At 59.1% G+C, this 16,519-nt stretch carries 15 protein-coding genes; 9 read left to right on the top strand and 6 right to left on the bottom strand.

Annotation, left to right across the window (positions count from 1 at the left end; translation table 11 throughout):
* Window positions 1-89 precede the first annotated feature (89 nt).
* Window positions 90-1,400 (bottom strand): adenylosuccinate lyase, encoded by a 1,311-nt coding sequence (gene purB / locus GRI41_RS06840; RefSeq protein ID WP_160603978.1) that lies wholly within the window; start codon window positions 1,398-1,400, stop codon window positions 90-92.
* Window positions 1,401-1,579: 179 nt separating this feature from the next.
* Here purB and GRI41_RS06835 point away from each other — a divergent pair, with 179 nt between their 5' ends.
* A complete protein-coding gene (locus GRI41_RS06835) occupies window positions 1,580-4,369 on the top strand; it encodes a DUF3857 domain-containing protein (RefSeq protein WP_160603977.1) in 2,790 nt (929 codons plus the stop codon).
* A 10-nt stretch (window positions 4,370-4,379) separates the two neighbouring features.
* Here GRI41_RS06835 and radC read toward each other — a convergent pair whose 3' ends face one another.
* The gene (gene radC / locus GRI41_RS06830) at window positions 4,380-5,078 is read right to left on the bottom strand and encodes a RadC family protein (protein ID WP_160603976.1); all 699 of its coding nucleotides are present in this window, start codon (window positions 5,076-5,078) and stop codon (window positions 4,380-4,382) included.
* 66 nt (window positions 5,079-5,144) lie between these two features.
* Here radC and GRI41_RS06825 point away from each other — a divergent pair, with 66 nt between their 5' ends.
* The 8 genes from GRI41_RS06825 (at window position 5,145) to GRI41_RS06790 (ending at window position 11,785) form a co-directional block, all read left to right on the top strand.
* A complete protein-coding gene (locus GRI41_RS06825) occupies window positions 5,145-8,393 on the top strand; it encodes an intermembrane phospholipid transport protein YdbH family protein (RefSeq protein ID WP_160603975.1) in 3,249 nt (1,082 codons plus the stop codon).
* Window positions 8,394-8,476: 83 nt separating this feature from the next.
* Complete coding sequence (locus tag GRI41_RS14290) at window positions 8,477-8,650, top strand: YnbE family lipoprotein (protein ID WP_407985525.1); 174 nt, start codon at window positions 8,477-8,479, stop codon at window positions 8,648-8,650.
* Between the two features lie 28 nt (window positions 8,651-8,678).
* The gene (locus tag GRI41_RS06815; RefSeq protein ID WP_235901073.1) at window positions 8,679-9,080 is read left to right on the top strand and encodes a YdbL family protein; all 402 of its coding nucleotides are present in this window, start codon (window positions 8,679-8,681) and stop codon (window positions 9,078-9,080) included.
* Between the two features lie 159 nt (window positions 9,081-9,239).
* A complete protein-coding gene (locus tag GRI41_RS06810) occupies window positions 9,240-9,575 on the top strand; it encodes an AtpZ/AtpI family protein (RefSeq protein WP_160603974.1) in 336 nt (111 codons plus the stop codon).
* Window positions 9,576-9,643: 68 nt separating this feature from the next.
* Window positions 9,644-10,402, top strand: coding sequence for a F0F1 ATP synthase subunit A (locus GRI41_RS06805; protein WP_160604669.1), 759 nt, complete (start codon window positions 9,644-9,646; stop codon window positions 10,400-10,402).
* 60 nt (window positions 10,403-10,462) lie between these two features.
* On the top strand, window positions 10,463-10,690 hold the full coding sequence (locus tag GRI41_RS06800) for a F0F1 ATP synthase subunit C (protein ID WP_160603973.1): 228 nt from the start codon (window positions 10,463-10,465) through the stop codon (window positions 10,688-10,690).
* Window positions 10,691-10,764: 74 nt separating this feature from the next.
* Window positions 10,765-11,259, top strand: coding sequence for a F0F1 ATP synthase subunit B family protein (locus GRI41_RS06795; protein ID WP_160603972.1), 495 nt, complete (start codon window positions 10,765-10,767; stop codon window positions 11,257-11,259).
* The gene (locus tag GRI41_RS06790; protein ID WP_160603971.1) at window positions 11,252-11,785 is read left to right on the top strand and encodes a F0F1 ATP synthase subunit B family protein; all 534 of its coding nucleotides are present in this window, start codon (window positions 11,252-11,254) and stop codon (window positions 11,783-11,785) included. The genes GRI41_RS06795 and GRI41_RS06790 overlap by 8 nt, the downstream gene beginning before the upstream one ends.
* Before the next feature lie 54 nt (window positions 11,786-11,839).
* Here the strand turns inward: GRI41_RS06790 and GRI41_RS06785 are convergent, their stop codons facing one another.
* The 4 genes from GRI41_RS06785 to rpsA all read right to left on the bottom strand — a co-directional run bounded on the left by GRI41_RS06785 (window position 11,840) and on the right by rpsA (window position 16,287).
* Entirely contained in the window at window positions 11,840-12,820 is a 981-nt protein-coding gene (locus tag GRI41_RS06785; RefSeq protein WP_160603970.1) for an NADPH:quinone oxidoreductase family protein, read from the bottom strand.
* Window positions 12,820-13,509, bottom strand: coding sequence for an alpha/beta hydrolase (locus tag GRI41_RS06780; protein WP_160603969.1), 690 nt, complete (start codon window positions 13,507-13,509; stop codon window positions 12,820-12,822). The genes GRI41_RS06785 and GRI41_RS06780 overlap by 1 nt, the downstream gene beginning before the upstream one ends.
* Before the next feature lie 12 nt (window positions 13,510-13,521).
* The gene (gene gloB, locus GRI41_RS06775) at window positions 13,522-14,277 is read right to left on the bottom strand and encodes a hydroxyacylglutathione hydrolase (protein WP_160603968.1); all 756 of its coding nucleotides are present in this window, start codon (window positions 14,275-14,277) and stop codon (window positions 13,522-13,524) included.
* A 306-nt stretch (window positions 14,278-14,583) separates the two neighbouring features.
* On the bottom strand, window positions 14,584-16,287 hold the full coding sequence (gene rpsA, locus GRI41_RS06770; RefSeq protein ID WP_160603967.1) for a 30S ribosomal protein S1: 1,704 nt from the start codon (window positions 16,285-16,287) through the stop codon (window positions 14,584-14,586).
* Window positions 16,288-16,519 lie beyond the last annotated feature (232 nt).

The following is a 16,519-nucleotide window of genomic DNA, read 5'->3' as shown; positions in this document are numbered from 1 at the left end:
AACTCCGTCAGTTATTTTTGGCGATGCTACGCGCGTTGACCGGTGAAGGGAAGGGCGCGACTCGCAGTCTTCAAGCGACGTAATCGCCGTCAGCCAAAAACGCGCGCGAAGATCGTGTCCACTTCCTTGAAATGGTAATCGAGGTCGAACTTGGCCTCGATCTCTTCGGCGGATAGGGCTGCGGTCACTTCTTCGTCTGCCTTGAGCAGGTCGAGCAGCGACGTTTCCCCGTCCGATTCCCACACTTTCATCGCATTGCGCTGGACCAGCCGATAGGCATCCTCGCGGCTGACACCGGCTTGGGTGAGAGCCAGCAAAACGCGCTGCGAGTGGATAAGCCCGCCCATCCGGTCCATATTTTTCTGCATCCGCTCCGGATAGACCAGCAGCTTGTCGATCACCCCGGTCAGGCGGCCCAGCGCAAAGTCGAGCGTGATCGTGGCATCGGGGCCGATGAAACGTTCGACCGAAGAATGCGAAATGTCACGTTCGTGCCACAGCGCGACATTCTCCAGCGCGGGCAGGGCATAGCCGCGGATCATCCGTGCCTGGCCGGTCAGATTTTCGGTCAGGATCGGGTTGCGCTTGTGCGGCATCGCAGAGCTACCTTTTTGACCAGGGGAGAAATACTCCTCCGCCTCAAGAACTTCGGTGCGCTGCAAATGGCGGACTTCGACCGCGACGCGTTCGATCGATCCGGCGATAACCGCCAGTGTAGAGAAGAACATCGCATGGCGATCGCGCGGGATGACCTGGGTGGAAATCGGTTCGATCGCCAGGCCCAGCTTTTCGGCGACATGCGCTTCGACGCTGGGATCGATATTGGCGAAAGTGCCGACCGCACCGGAAATGGCGCAGGTCGCGATTTCTTCGCGCGCAGCCAGAAGGCGCGTCTTGCACCGGTCAAATTCGGCATAGGCTTGCGCCAATTTGAGCCCGAAAGTCACCGGTTCGGCATGGATGCCGTGGCTGCGCCCGATGGTCGGCGTGTATTTATGCTCTTCCGCGCGGCGCTTGATCGCCGCCAGAAGCAGATCGAGATCTTCCAGCAGAATATCCGAAGCGCGCGCAAGCTGCACTGCCAATGTGGTGTCGAGCACGTCAGAGCTGGTCATGCCCTGATGCATGAAGCGCGCTTCGTCACCCACTTGCTCTGCCACCCAGGTGAGGAACGCGATCACGTCATGCTTGGTCACCGCTTCGATCGCATCGATTGCCGGAACATCGATTTCCGGGTTGGTTGCCCACCAATCCCACAGCGCCTTTGCCGCGCTTTCGGGAACCACGCCCAGCTCGCCCAGCTTTTCGGTCGCATGGGCTTCAATTTCGAACCAGATGCGATAGCGGGATTCCGCCTCCCAGATGGCGGACATTGCGGGGCGGGCATAGCGCGGGATCATGGACGGGCTCCGGAGATGATTGTGTTGCGTGTCGTGTTAGCCGAGGCGGCTAGGGCGCGCACTCTCCAATGGCAAGAGGCGAAGGCGCGCAATCCGCGCCAATTGTGCGTTGCATAGAACCGGCCAAGCTGTAGATTGATCGCATCCATCGGGGCGGGGCCTATTTACAGGGGTAATGAATGAACAAATTTGCCGGCATCAGCGCCGTAGCAATCGCAGCCATTTCGGCGCCAGCTTATGCAGGCGAAGACGTCCGTTACGAATCAACACCGGACTGGGTCCAGCCTGCCCAGATCGACATGGCGACGCTGGAAACCGGCCCGTCCGAATTGCTCTATGACTGGCAGAACCGGCTGGAGAACGGCACGGTCCATGAATATGCCGACCGCGCGGTGCGTATCGACAATCTTGATGCGCTGACAAGAGAAGGCACGCTGCAGTTCAATTGGGCGCCCGACAAAGGCGATCTGTTCATCCACAAGCTGGAAATCCTGCGCGATGGCGAAGTGATCGATCTGATCGCGGACGGGGTTAAGTTTGAAATCATCCGGCGCGAACGGGGTCTGGAACAGCGCTTGCTCGATGGCCGCCTGACCGCGACCGTTGCCGTGCCGGGTTTGAAAGAGGGCGATGTGCTGCGCGTTGCCCGCACCACCACCATTGCCGATCAGGCGCTGGGTGACGAGATGCAGGCGCTGCAATATCTGCCTTCCGAACCTTGGCGGGTCGGCACTGCGCGGGTCATTATGAGCTGGCCAGAAAACGAAGAGATTACCTGGCGCGCAGAAGAGGAAGCCAAACTGGCCGAGCCCGAATTGCGCGGCGGATACAAATATCTAACCGTCAATCTCCCTTTGGCCAAGCGCGAGGACATGCCGCATGACGCGCCTTCGCGTTTCAGCCGCTATCCGATTTTGCGCGTGGGCAGCTTTGCCAGCTGGCAGGAACTGTCACGTGTTATGGAGCCGCATTTTACCAAGGCTGCGGTGATCCCCGCAGGCGGTGATCTGGAAGGCGAAGTCAAAGCGATCATGGCGAAAACCGCCGATCCGCTCAAACGGACCGAATTGGCGGTCCGGCTGGTGCAGGATCAGGTCAGCTACCTGTTGGACGGCCTCGATGGCGGAAATTACTTGCCGCAGGACGCCAGCGATACGTGGCAAAAACGCTACGGCGATTGCAAGGCAAAGTCGGTTCTGCTGCTGGCGATCCTGCGCCAGATGGGCATCGATGCGGATGTCGTGTTGGTCCAGACAAGGGGCGGCGATGCGTTGCCCGAATTGCTCCCCATGCCGGCAAATTTCGATCATATGATCGTGCGCGCGACAGTGGACGGCGTCGATTACTGGCTCGACGGAACCAGCACCGCCACGCGGCTGGCCAATATGGCGGACGTCCCGACGTTTTATTACGCCTTGCCGCTTACACCCGGCGGTGCCGATCTCACGCCGCTTTCCGACCGGTCGCAAGCCTATCCTGACCGGATTACCGATATCACGATCGATCATTCGGCGGGCATTGATTTGCCCACCACTTTCACCATGCGGATGGAAATGTCGGGAACCGCAGGCGCGCGATTGCGCAGCATCGTCGATGAAAACGATCCCGAAGTGAAAAAGCGTTTCGGTCGCGGGTTCGGGGGCGGCGCGCTGGGGCGCAGCCAGGTCACATCGGTCGATATCACCTATGACAACGAACGCGCAGTGGGGACCGTGATCCTCAAAGGTGTTGCCGACCCGGTGTTCCAGTTCGCCGACGGCGATATCGAGGTATCGCTCGCCAGCGCCAACAATGTCCGGTTTGCGCCCAACCGTGCCCGCCCGAAATGGCGCGAGATTCCGGTGGCGACCTTTGGTCCCTCACGCAACCACAATAATTACGGGCTGATATTGCCCAATGACGGGAAGGGATTTGCACTTACCGGCACCAAGCAGATCGATGAAAGCTATGCCAATACGCGGGTGGTCCGCCGCACGATTGTCGATGGTGCGCTTGTTCGGGTGGAAGAAGAGCAAATCAACGATCTGGGCGAAATTCCGGTTTCCGATTTGCCCGATCAACGCCGCGCCGCGCTCAAGATTGCGAAAGCCGATCTGACCTTGCGCGCACCCGAAGGCTCGGTCTGGCGGTGGGAACGTGACAAAGATGATCTGGCCAAGCGCACCAAAGAAGCGCTCGCCGGGTATAATGTCGCAGTCGCAGACGCGGATGATGACGATTTCGGCCCGCTTCAGGCGCGCGCAGCATTCTTTTGGCTGATCTATGATTACGAAAATGCGCTGAAAGATTACAACACGGTTATCAACGAGGAGCCGACGTCGTCGCTGTTCCTCCAGCGCGCCTATCTTTACGAAATGCTCGGTCAGCTGGACAAGGCCGAAGCCGATATTCAGGCGGCCTATGACCTCTCGCCATCGAATGACACGGCCTATTACCAGGCGCAGATAATCGCGCGGGCAGGGCGCCCGCAAGAGGCGCTTGATCTGCTCGAATTGCTCCCCGTTTCGGAGGATGAGCAGGACGGAATGGTAGCAGCGCGTTCGATCGTGTTGGGGCTGAACGGTGATGTCGAAGCCGGGCTTGCGGTGCTTGCCCAGCGCCGCGAAGAAAAGGCCAATAGCAGCGAAGTGCTCAATGCCGATTGCTGGTATCGCGGATTGCACAAGGTCGCACTCGATGATGCGATCAATGTCTGTACCCGCGCAGTAGAACGCACGAGCAACGCCGCCAATGTGCTCGATAGCCGTGCGATGGTGCATTATCGCATGGGCGATTATGCGAGCGCGCTGGCCGATATCGAGGAAGCGTTGAAACTCAGCCCCGATCTCGCCGCCACGCGCTATCTCAAAGGTATCGTATTGCTCGAGCAAGGCGATGCGAATGGGCGCGATTTTGTCAGAATGGCGCTGCGCCAATCGCCCGAATTGGCCGATCAGTATGCGCTTTACGGAATCGTGCCGAAGCTTTGACCGGGCAGGGCTAAATCAGTCCCTTTGCGCGCAGCGAAACGTGGCCGTCGCGGCCGATGATCACATGGTCATGGACGGTGATACCCAGCAGACGGCCTGCTTCGGCGATTCTGCCGGTGATCTGAATGTCCGCGCGGCTCGGTTCGGGGCTGCCGCTGGGGTGGTTGTGCACCAGAATGAGCGCCGTCGCACCAATATCGAGACCGCGGCGGATCACTTCGCGCGGGTGGATCGCGGCCTCGTCAACCGAACCGTCGCCAACATGATGATCGAGGATCAGCCTGTTTCTGGCATTGAGATAGAGCACGCGAACACGCTCGACAGTCAGATGCGCCATGTCGATGGTGAGGTAATCGAGCAGCGCCTGCCAGCTGCCGAGCACGGGTTTCTGCTCCACTTCGCTGCGCGCCATGCGCCGCGCCGCAAGTGCCACGCTTTTGAGCGCCGCCGCGCTTGTCTGACCCACGCCTTTCACGCGCTGCAGGGCCTCCGGCTCGGCGTTGAGCACCGCCGATAGAGAGCCGAAATGATCGATCAATGCTTTGGCGACCGGTTTGGTATCGCCTTGCTTGATCGCGGCGAACAGCAAATATTCGAGAACTTCGTAATCGGCGAGAGCTTCTGCGCCGCCTTCCAGCAATCGCTTGCGCAAGCGTGCGCGGTGGCCTGCGCCACCATGTTTCGCTGTGTTTTCGCCCGTTTGCGGCACAATTGGTCCTGCGATGACTGCTTTGTTTCATTGCCTTTGCCGCAGCTTGCGCGCAAGTAGCAAGCAATGGCGTCGCAAGCGGACATTGATACGGATACGGAAGGCGCGGCGGCAACCCCGCGGCGCAAGAAGCGGCGCTGGGTGAAGCGCGTTTTGCTCGGCCTGCTGATTATCCTGCTTTCGCTGGTCGTCTATGGCTGGATTACCCGCGAACAGCTGGCCCGCGATCTGATTGGCGAGCAGCTGGAGCAGCTCGATCTGCCCGCGACCTATACGGTCGAAGATATCTCGCCGGATCGTCAGGTGCTGACCAATATAGTTGTCGGCGATCCGGCCAATCCCGATTTGACCGTGGAGCGCGCGGAAATAAGCCTGGCCTATGGTTTCGGCATACCCGAAATCGGCCGGATCACCCTGACCAAGCCGCGGCTATACGGTTCATATCTCGACGGAAAATTGAGCTTCGGCTCGCTTGACCCGATCCTGTTCGCCGAATCTGACGAACCCGCGGGCCTGCCCGAATGGGATATAAAGCTGGTTGACGGGCGCGGCCTCATTGAAACCGATTTCGGTCCCGTAGGCTTGAAAGCCGAAGGGGAAGGGCGGCTGGATGACGGGTTCGAAGGCGTTCTGGCGGCAATCGCGCCCGAGGCACAAATTTCCGGCTGCAACCTTGAGCGGGCGAGCGCCTATGGCGAGGTCGAGACCAGTTCGGGGCAAATCCTGTTCGATGGTCCGTTGCGCATGGCCAAGCTGCGCTGCTCAGACACGGGAGTGGCGCTCGACCAGTTTGGCCTCGCTTCGAAGATTGAAATCAGTCCCGATTTCACCGCGATCGCGCTTGACGGCTCTCTTGAAACGGGAATGGCGGATACCGGTTTTGCGCGTAGCAGCGGCGTGTCCGGGCCGGTCAAGCTGACCTATGACAGCGGCAATCTCGATGGGCTGTTTACCTTGGCGGCGGAAAGCCTCGCTGCAGAGCAATTCGCTCTGGCTTCGCTTGGCATCGAGGGCTCATTGCGGATGCGCAATGGCTTTGAAAATGCCGATCTACAACTGGATGCCGACGGGCAAGGCCTCGCGCTCAGCAGTGTTGCATCGACGCAGCTAGCCGGCCTGTCGAAGGCGGCCGAAGGAACTTTGCTGCAGCCGCTATTGCAGAAACTCGACCGCGGCCTGCAGCGCGAAATGCGCGGCGCGAGCTTTGCCGCCTCGATGACGGGACGCATGAACGGGGACGCGGTAACCGTGCTCGTCTCGCAGGGCGAAGTGAGAGGGAATTCAGGGGCAACGCTGCTGGCATTGTCACGGCTGCAATATGTTCAGAACGGCGCGCGAACGCCCAACATATCGGGCAATTTCCGCATGGGCGGGCGCGATTTGCCGCCGCTGATTGGCCGGATGGAGCTGGGCGGAAACGGACAATCGCTGTTCCGGTTAAAAATGGAAGATTACGCCTCTGGCGACAGCCGCGTGGAGATACCCGAAATGCTGCTGACCCAGAACGCATCGGGCGCGGTCGGATTTTCGGGCAGCGTAGAGGCCAGCGGGCCATTGCCCGGCGGCGCGGCGCGCGGATTGCGCTTGCCGGTGAGCGGCGCGTGGAGCGCATCGCGCGGACTATCGCTGTGGAACAGTTGCACGCAGATCGGTTTTGACAGTCTGGCCTTTGCCAATCTCGAACTATCAAGCCGCAATGTGACGCTATGCCCGGCGCGCGGAAAGGCAATTGTCAGCCAGGATGCGCGCGGCTTTCGCATTGCCGCGGGAACACCTTCGCTGAATGTTTCCGGTAGTTTGGCGGGGACACCTGTGCGCATTTCGAGTGGGCCGGTCGGCTTTGCCTATCCCGGCGTGGCCAGCGCAAAGGCGCTCGATATCTCGCTTGGCCCCGAAGGCGAGGCAAGCCGCTTTGTCGTTTCGGATCTGCTGGCGCGGCTCGATGATGGCATCGCCGGTTCATTCTCCGGCGCAGACATAGGCTTGTTCGCGGTCCCGCTGGATTTGCAGCAGAGCTCTGGCGAATGGGACTATACCAACGGGGTTCTCACCATCGCGGAGGGGCAGTTCACGCTGGTCGATCGCGCTGACGCACCGCGATTCGAACCGCTTGTTGCGCGTGACGGCAGGTTGACGCTCGAGGATAATGTCATCCTTGCCAATGCCGATCTGCGCGCGCCGGCCAGCGACCGGATCGTCAGCGGAGTGGCGATCCAGCACAATCTCGGCACAGGAACGGGTTTTGCCGATCTCACCGTCGACGGGCTGACTTTTGACGATACGCTTCAGCCCGATCAACTGACCGAGCTGATCAAGGGTATTGCCGCCAATGTGAGAGGGGTCATCCGCGGGTCGGGCCGGATCGACTGGAATGCGCAGGATGTCACGAGCTTCGGCTCCTTTTCATCCGATTCGCTTGATCTTGCGGCGGCTTTTGGCCCGGTAAAAGGCGCATCGGGCACGGTCGAGTTTACCGATTTGCTCAGCCTCACCACCGCGCCCAATCAGCGGATCAAGGTCGAATCGGTCAATCCGGGTATCGAGGCGAGAGACGGCGAAATCGGTTTCAGCCTTACCAGCGGGCAGTTTCTGGGTGTTACCGGCGGGAAATGGCCGTTTATGGGCGGTACGCTGACGCTGCGCCCGGTCGATCTCAATCTCAGCGCGGCAGAAGAGCGGCGCTATGTGCTGGTTGTCGAGGGACTCGATTCGGCGTTGTTCGTGGAGAATATGGAGCTGGGGAACCTGGCGGCAACCGGCGTTTTTGACGGGGAACTGCCGATCGTTTTTGACGAATTGGGCTTTGGCCGGATCGAGGGTGGCTCGCTCCGGTCAAGGGCAGGCGGGAATGTCTCTTATGTCGGGGAACTGACCTATGAAGACCTGTCGCCAATCGCAAATTACGCGTTTAACACGCTGAAAAGCCTCGATTACACATCGATGACCATCGATATTGAAGGGCCTTTGACGGGCGATATCGTGACAAAGCTGTCCTTCGAAGGCGTGCGGCAGGGTGAAGGCACCAAACAGAACTTCATCACCCGGCAAATCGCCGACCTGCCGATCCGTTTCAATGTGAATATCCGCGCGCCTTTCTACAAATTGGTCGACCTGATGAAGTCGATGTATGATCCCGCCACGGTCACCGATCCGCGCGATCTGGGCCTGTTTACCGATGACGGAACGCGGTTTGTGCCCGCTGATTCGCAGCTTCCATCCCCAACACCAGAACCGGAATTGCCGGTCACCCCGCCCGAGGGAGTGCGGCAAGATGAATCCGATATTCACAATTCAGACAGCGAGGAATTGCTATGACAATCTCGAAATTGACCTTGAGCACGCATGCTGCAAGACCCGCAGAACAAAGGGGAAGGCAAGTGTACGGGGTCAGGCGAAAATTGGCAGTACCGGTATTGTTGCTGGGGGCTGCGATGCTTTCGGGTTGTGTCACGGTGAATGCACCGAGCGAACCGATCGTGATCGAGCTCAACATCAATATCACTGCCGAAGTGGTTTACCGGCTCGCAGAAGATGCGGGCAATACGATTGAAGAGAATGCGGATATCTTCTGATTGGGGATGTCCGGTTAAGGAGGCCGTTATGGCACAGTCATTTGTGAATAAGTCTATGTTTGCACTCGCGGCGGCAGCGATGGCCTTTGGCGGATTCGCCGGCAGCGCGCAGGCCCAGCGAGAGCCGGCCTATGATGCCGCACGCAAGGCAGGGCAGGTTGGCGAGAAGATGGACGGTTATCTCGGCATTGTCGGTGCCTCGACGCCCGAGCTGGAACGGATTGTCAAAGACATCAATATCAAGCGCCGCGCGGTCTATACCGAGCGGGCTTCGGCCAAGCGTTCGACCATCGAAGAATATGCTTTCACCTCTGGCTGCCTGGCGATTGCCGCCACCGTTCCAGGTGAGAAATATCAGGCACCCGATGGTTCTTGGCAGACTCGCACCAGTGCGCCGCCGGTGCGCGATAGCCGCTGCGCGGCTGCCTGAGACGCAACTGGGCAAAAACATTCAAAATTGTTGCAGGTGCACAATAGCGCCGGTTGACTTCAAAACACCCCCCGCCTAAGGGGGCCTCGCCCTCGGCGGGCAGCTTATTTGCCCGTGTCGTGCAACCCTTTTTTAGGCCCCCTATTTGAGGATAACGACATGAGCGACGAGAAGCCCGCACGGGAACCCATCGCCGAGGATGCGCGCATTGATGCGCTCGAAGCGCGGCTTAAAGCTGCGAAAGAGCGTGAAAGTGAACGCAACCGGTCGCAAGTTTCGGGAACCGATGCGAATTATCGCAGCGGAAACCGGGTTCTGGCGGACCTTCTTGGCGGGATTCTCGGCGGTGTGATTATCGGCGTCACAATTGACTATTTCGCCGGTACGTCGCCCTGGGGTCTGTTGGTGGGATTGTTCCTCGGGATAATCGTTGCTTTCAGGAACATTTTTCGAATGGCGAGCACGCAATCGGATGACACACCCAAGGGTGAGTAACCGCAGCGACTGCTCTTAACGCGTAGGGACGTTCAGACGTGGCAGCCGAAGAAGGCAAAGTCGATCCGATGCACCAGTTCCACATCGAGCCCTTGATGGGTTCGAATTCGTGGGAACTCGCGGGCTTCAATATCGCTTTCACCAACAGCGCGATGTGGATGGTAATCACCACAATCGTGCTCACTGTATTTGTAGTGGGCGGGATGAAGCGAGAGCTTGTGCCTGGCCGTTGGCAAATGATGGTCGAAACCTTCACCGGTTTCATCGACGACATGCTGGAAGCGAATATCGGCAAGGCGGGGCGCAAATATGTGCCTTACATCTTCAGCCTGTTCATGTTCATCCTGTTCGCCAACCTTCTGGGGCTTCTGCCGCTCGGCATAATCGGCCTGCACCCGTTCACATTCACCAGCCACTTCACCGTCACCGGCGTTCTTGCGATCATCAGTTTCTCGATCGTTCTGATTGTCGGTTTCTGGAAGCACGGCATTAAGTTTTTCAGCCTGTTCGTGCCGCATGGCACACCGCTGCCGATGATCCCGATCATTTTCCCGATCGAGCTGATCTCGTTCCTTGTGCGTCCGTTCAGCCTCGCGCTGCGTTTGTTCGTGGCGATGATGGCGGGGCACGTTCTGCTCAAAGTTCTGTCGAGCTTCGTGATCGACGGCACCAATGCCGGCGTTGAATTTGCCGCACTGGTTGCGGTCCCCAGCTTCATTCTGATGGTCGGCATCAGCGCGCTGGAAATTCTGGTCGCGGGCATCCAGGCCTATGTTTTCGCGCTGTTGACGTCGCTGTACATCAACGACGCCGAACACCTACACTAAGACGCATTTTCACCACCTTTTCTGATTAACATTTACAGATATTTCTAAGGAGTAAGTACAATGGATCCAGCAGCAGCAAAGCTCATCGGTGCAGGTCTCGCCGCTATCGGTGCCGGCATGGCCGCAATCGGTGTTGGTAACGTATTCGGTTCGTTCCTTGAGAGCGCACTGCGCAACCCAGGCGCCGCAGACGGTCAGCAAGGCCGCCTGTTCATCGGCTTCGCCGCAGCTGAGCTTCTCGGCCTGCTGGCGTTCGTCGTCGCGATGATCCTGATCTTCGTCGCCTAACATATCACCAAGGTCGGCCCGGCTTCGGTCGGGTCGATCTGGTATTCCTCTGCTAAAAGCCGGGACCTGATCCTATGCCTCAGATAGCTCAGATAATGGAAACCTATTCCAGCCAGATTTTCTGGCTGCTGGTGACCTTTGGGTTTGTCTTCTTCGTTGTCGGCCGCGGTATGGTACCGCGCGTCATGGAAACCGTTGCCCAGCGTGACGATCAGATCGCAGGCGATCTGGCCGCTGCCGAAGCCGCGCGTGCCCAGGCGGACGAGGAAGAGGAAGCATGGCGCAAGCGCGAGAATGAAAATCGCGCGGAGGCACAGGCCGTAATCGCCAAGGCAAAGGCTGATGCCGCTGCCAAAAGCGAAAAGAAGCTGGCAGCAGCGCAGAAACGGCTTGATACCAAGCTGGCCAAGGCTGAAGTCGAAATCGCCGAAGCACGCACCGCGGCATTGACCGAAGTTGAATCGGTGGCTGCAGAGGCTGCGCAGGACATCGTCCAGCAGCTTGCGGGCGTGAAAGTGACTGCGGCCAATGCCAAATCGGCGGTGAAGAAGGCGATGACCAATGTCTAACGCACCCGAAGTATTCACCACCACGGACATTCCCGAATCGATCGGGCCGCATCTGTGGAGTCTGGAGCCCTATCAGATCGTATCCATCGCGATGGCGGTTTCGATCGCAATCATGCTGTGGAAGAAAGTCCCCGGAATGATCACCGGCGGGCTCGACAACAAGATTGCCGCAATCCGCGAACAGCTGGACGAAGCGAAGAAGCTCCGCGCCGAAGCGGAAGCTTTGCGCAACGAATATGCGGCAAAGATTGCCGGCGCTGAAAAAGACGCCGAGGCGATGATGGAAGGCGCCCAGAAGGAAGCCGATGCCATCGTTGCGAAGGCAGAAGAAGACAGCAAGGCAATGGTCGCTCGCCGCAAGAAGATGGCGGAAGACAAGATTGCCGCTGCCGAACGCGATGCAGTGGACGATGTCCGCGCGCGGGCTGCCAATGCCGCAACCGCCGCCGCGCAAGATCTGATTGCCAAGAAGCATGATGCCTCTGCCGACGGGAAGTTGGCCGATCAGCTGATCGCCGGTCTCTAAGCAGCGATAGAACAGATATGAAAAGGGCGGCCCGAGTGGCCGCCTTTTTTGTGTCTATTGCCCGGGGATGAGGATTACTTTCCCGACCAGTTCCCGGCCCGCCATGGCTTCGAAAGCTTCGCGCCATCGGGACAGGGGCAATGTGCGGTCGATGGCGGGGCTGATTTGCCCACTGCTGGCCATGCGGGCAACTTCGTCTTTGATACGTTTGCCGCGCTCGGGGAAACGCCGCGCATATTCGCCTGCGCGTACGCCCACCACGGAAAAACCTTTGATCAGCGGAATATTGGTCGCGATGTCGGCGATGCGCCCTCCGGCGAAACCCACCACCAGCAGTTTTCCGCCAAAGGCGACGCAGCGCGTGCTTTCATCGAAAATGTCGCCGCCAACCGGCTCGCAGACAAGATCGCATAGCGTGCCGCCAGTAATTTCGGAGACCTGATCGCGAAACCGGCCGACGCTTTCGATGGTTGCATCAGGGGCGTAAAGTTCGGCAATTCGCGGAAGCTTTTGCGGTGAACCGGACGCCGCGATCACTTTCGCGCCCAGCGCCTTGGCCAGATCAACAGCGGCAAGCGCCACCCCGCCGCTTGCGCCATGCACCAGCACCCATTGGCCCGCTTGCACACCGCCTTGTTCGACAAGCGCGGTATATGCGGTTTGATAGGCCGCGCCCATCGCCGCGCCTTTCTCGAAATCGAGCCCATCCGGGAGCGGCGCAAGCGCGCGAGCGGGTACCGAGAGGAACTCCGCCATGCTGCCGGTCTTAGCGCCGCCCATCACACGGTCGCCCGCGGCAAAGCCGCTATCGGGATCGGCCTCGACCACCTCGCCCGCCATTTCCATTCCCAAAGTGAAAGGCGGCTCCGGTTTGAACTGATATTCCCCGCGCGTCATCAACAGGTCAGGGAAATTGAGCGATGCAGCCCGGACGCGCACCAAGACTTCGCCGGTCTTGCGTTCGGGCATGGACATTTCGGCCAGCTCAACGCCTGATAGGTCAGAGGATAGGTGTGATACGCGCAAAGCCTTCATCAGTTGGGCCGCTCCATTCGCGCGATGCAGGCAATGATCGCATCGGCGGTTTCCACGGGGGCAACAGCGGGGTGGAGATGTGTCCCTTCGATCCGCTCTACCGGAAAGCCAAGTTTCTCTGCGCGCTTGGATTCCTCGTCGAACCACGCGTTCAGTTGAATGAAGCCCTTAGCGGCATGATCCCAGTTCGGCATGATAAAGCTGTCGTCGAACCAATCGAAACGCAATTGCGGGATGTCGGCGCTGACGCGGGCCTTTTCCGCATCGGTTACGGGCCAGCCCTGAAAGGGATCGCTTGGCCACCATTTATGCCATGGTGGCAGCAGTCTGTCACTTTGCGGTAATCCTTCGATGATTGGACGAAAGCTGGCGGCAACAGGCGGTGTAGGTCCGTTCAAACACGGAATGTCGCCGTCTAGGCATATCATGCCGCATTCCGCGTAGTCGGCAGCCATTCGTGCAGCGAGGAGACTCCCCATGCTGTGTCCAACAAAAACCGGCAGATCGAGTTTTGGCAAGCGATCCGTCAGGCTCGCGGGCCAATCGCGCCAAGCAATGTTTGCTTGATCGTTCGCCGGTTTTGGCACCACGACGGTCAAGCCTCTGGACTGTAATTCCTGCCGGGTCGGTTCGACGGAGGCTGGCCCGACAAGCGGTCCGTGCAGAAGGACGATTTCGACCGGCTTCATTTATACCACTTTCTAGAAGTTGTCTTTGCCCGCTCTCAGAGCTGCGAAAGTTTCAGCAGGCGTATCACCGCCCCATTTCGCGGCGAGCACTGCTTCGTCAGCGCGCAGAAAGGGATTGGTCTCCAATTCGCGCGACAGCGGCATGGGCACGGTCGGTGAACCTTGTGCGCGTTTGCGATCAATCTCTGCCGCATAATCGGCGAGGGCGGAATTGTCCGGATCGGCATGGACCGCGAATTTCGCATTCGCCTGCGTATATTCATGCGCGCAGTAGAGCATCGTGTCGGCGGGGAGGGCTTTGATCCGCTCCAGGCTGGCCCAGAACTGATCGGGTGTCCCCTCGAACATTCTGCCGCAGCCAAGGGCAAACACCGCGTCGCCCACAAAGGCAACGCCAGCCTCGGCAATGTGGATCGCGATATGGCCGTTTGTATGACCGCCAACATCGATTACATCGCCGGTGAATGCGCCCAGCGAAACCGTATCGCCATGTTTGATTACCACATCGGGCTTTGCGATTTTCTCAACTTCGGCAGGGCCAAAGACGGTGCAGCCGGTGGCAGCTTTGATTTCCTCGTTCCCGCCCGCATGATCGGGATGCCAATGGGTGTTCCAGATATGGGTGATGGTCCACCCTTTTGCCTCGGCCTGTTTGAGATATTCCTTGGCATCGGGCGTATCGATGCAGGTTGTCTCTCCGCTGGCGGGATCGTGGACGAGATATCCGTAATTGTCAGACAGGCACGGGAATTGATGAATTTGTAGCATGCCGCCAGTGTAGGGCAGGTGCCCAAAGTAGGAAAGGCCCGGCGTTCTTGATTGGCCTCAAGCGCCGGCGGCTGCGTCCGCAGCCTTGGCTATCCTCGCTTTCGCTCCCTGACGGTCGCTTCGCTGCGGGCGGCCGGTTGGCCTTGCGGTCCGTCCGTTGGCGGGCCGGTTCATTCCCGGCCATAAAAAGTTTCGCAATCCCGGGCGGCGACAGCCGACCGCAAGGCCGACTGGCCGCCCGAGCTTATGCGAGGCAGGCAAGGAATGCGGATGCATTCCGCCCGCCGATTGAGGGACTAAAACGAATTAATCGCCCTTCTTCAGAGCTTCGCCGAGAATGTCGCCGAGTGATGCGCCCGAATCGGATGAACCGAACTGCTCCACTGCTTCCTTCTCTTCGGAGATCTGACGCGCTTTGATCGAGAAGTTCGGCTTCTTCGAACGGTCGAAACCGGTGACCATCGCATCGACCTTGTTGCCCGCCTGGAAGCGGTCAGGGCGTTGCTCGTCACGATCACGGCCGAGGTCCGAACGCTTGATGAAGCCGGTTGCGCCATCGTCGCCAGCCTGCACTTCGAGGCCGCCATCGCGAACTTCGAGGACAGTTACGGTTACAACGTCGCCACGCTTCAAGCCGCCACCAGCGGCACCTTCTGCCGATGGAGCGCCTTTTTCGAGCTGCTTCATGCCAAGGCTGATACGCTCTTTATCGGTGTCGACATCGAGAACGATCGCCTGGACTTCTTCACCCTTGCGGTGCAGCGCCAATGCGTCTTCGCCCGAAATGCCCCACGCGATGTCGGACATGTGAACCATGCCGTCCACGTCGCCTTCGAGGCCGATGAACAGACCGAATTCGGTCGCGTTCTTGACTTCGCCGGTAACTGTCGAGCCCACTGGGTTCTTCTCGGCGAATTCTTCCCAAGGATTGCCCTGAGCTTGCTTGAGGCCGAGCGAGATGCGGCGCTTTTCGCTGTCCACTTCGAGAACCAGCACTTCGACTTCTTGCGATGTCGAAACGATCTTGCCGGGGTGAACATTCTTCTTCGTCCACGACATTTCGGAAACGTGGACCAGGCCTTCGATGCCGGCTTCCAGTTCCACGAACGCACCATATTCGGTGATGTTGGTGACAGTACCGGTCAGCTTCGCGCCAATCGGATATTTCGCGCCAACGCCATCCCATGGATCGCTTTCCAGCTGCTTCATGCCCAGGCTGATGCGCTGTGTTTCGCTGTTGATGCGAACGATCTGTACGGTAACGGTCTGGCCGATTTCGATGATTTCGCTGGGGTGGTTGACCCGCTTGTAGCTCATGTCGGTGACGTGGAGCAGGCCGTCAATGCCGCCCAGATCAACAAACGCACCGTAATCGGTGATGTTCTTGACCACACCATCGATGACCTGGCCTTCGCTCAGATCGCCGATCAGTTCGCTGCGCTGTTCCGCACGGGTTTCTTCGAGGATCGAACGACGCGAAACAACAATGTTGCCGCGGCGGCGATCCATCTTGAGGATCTGGAATGGCTGTTCGATGTCCATCAGCGGGGTGATGTCACGTACAGGGCGGATATCGACTTGGCTGCCGGGCAGGAAGGCCACGGCGCCGTCAAGATCGACTGTGAAGCCGCCTTTGACGCGGCCAAAGATGCGGCCGTTTACGCGGGCATTTTCGCCAAATTCGTTTTCGAGCTTGTCCCAAGCGGCTTCGCGGCGGGCGCGGTCGCGGCTGAGCATGGCTTCGCCGTCGGCATTTTCGACACGGTCGACATAGACTTCGACTTCTGCGCCGACAGTCAGGCCGTGGTCGTCATCGCCACGCGCAAATTCTTTGAGATCGATGCGGCCTTCGCTTTTGAGGCCTACATCGACAACGGCCTTGCCGTTTTCGATTGCGGTTACGGTGCCTTTAACGACGCGGCCTTCGAAACCGCCATCTTCTGCACCACCGAGTTGTTCGTTGAGAAGCGCTTCAAAATCCGAGCGCGTTGGGTTGGCTGAAGTTGCCATAGAGTAGGGGTATCCCTGAGTATGTGAGTTACCGGCCACCGGTTGTCCGGGGTCTTAAACCGCCTCCAACGCACCATTGCGAAGGCTAGCGGGGCAAGAGGCCGACGTCTCCATGTGGCCGGATGCCAACATAGAGGTCCTTTCAACCACCAATATTGCGGGAGATTGCGAGAACGGGCGCGCGCCTAGGGCAGACGCGGGGGAAATGCAAGCGATTTACGGTCAGCTGCCC

Source organism: Pontixanthobacter aquaemixtae, from assembly GCF_009827395.1.
Taxonomy (GTDB): Bacteria; Pseudomonadota; Alphaproteobacteria; order Sphingomonadales; family Sphingomonadaceae; genus Pontixanthobacter; species Pontixanthobacter aquaemixtae.
This window is presented reverse-complemented; position numbering and strand designations above follow the sequence as displayed.

What these genes read in the sequence shown, in the direction of transcription:
- purB (WP_160603978.1), bottom strand. Translation starts at nt 1,400, where the DNA reads ATGATCCCGCGCTATGCCCGCCCCGCAATGTCCGCCATCTGGGAGGCG.
- GRI41_RS06835 (WP_160603977.1), top strand. Translation starts at nt 1,580, where the DNA reads ATGAACAAATTTGCCGGCATCAGCGCCGTAGCAATCGCAGCCATTTCG.
- GRI41_RS06825 (WP_160603975.1), top strand. Translation starts at nt 5,145, where the DNA reads ATGGCGTCGCAAGCGGACATTGATACGGATACGGAAGGCGCGGCGGCA.
- GRI41_RS06815 (WP_235901073.1), top strand. Translation starts at nt 8,679, where the DNA reads ATGGCACAGTCATTTGTGAATAAGTCTATGTTTGCACTCGCGGCGGCA.
- GRI41_RS06810 (WP_160603974.1), top strand. Translation starts at nt 9,240, where the DNA reads ATGAGCGACGAGAAGCCCGCACGGGAACCCATCGCCGAGGATGCGCGC.
- GRI41_RS06805 (WP_160604669.1), top strand. Translation starts at nt 9,644, where the DNA reads ATGCACCAGTTCCACATCGAGCCCTTGATGGGTTCGAATTCGTGGGAA.
- GRI41_RS06800 (WP_160603973.1), top strand. Translation starts at nt 10,463, where the DNA reads ATGGATCCAGCAGCAGCAAAGCTCATCGGTGCAGGTCTCGCCGCTATC.
- GRI41_RS06795 (WP_160603972.1), top strand. Translation starts at nt 10,765, where the DNA reads ATGCCTCAGATAGCTCAGATAATGGAAACCTATTCCAGCCAGATTTTC.
- GRI41_RS06790 (WP_160603971.1), top strand. Translation starts at nt 11,252, where the DNA reads ATGTCTAACGCACCCGAAGTATTCACCACCACGGACATTCCCGAATCG.
- GRI41_RS06785 (WP_160603970.1), bottom strand. Translation starts at nt 12,820, where the DNA reads ATGAAGGCTTTGCGCGTATCACACCTATCCTCTGACCTATCAGGCGTT.
- GRI41_RS06780 (WP_160603969.1), bottom strand. Translation starts at nt 13,509, where the DNA reads ATGAAGCCGGTCGAAATCGTCCTTCTGCACGGACCGCTTGTCGGGCCA.
- gloB (WP_160603968.1), bottom strand. Translation starts at nt 14,277, where the DNA reads ATGCTACAAATTCATCAATTCCCGTGCCTGTCTGACAATTACGGATAT.
- rpsA (WP_160603967.1), bottom strand. Translation starts at nt 16,287, where the DNA reads ATGGCAACTTCAGCCAACCCAACGCGCTCGGATTTTGAAGCGCTTCTC.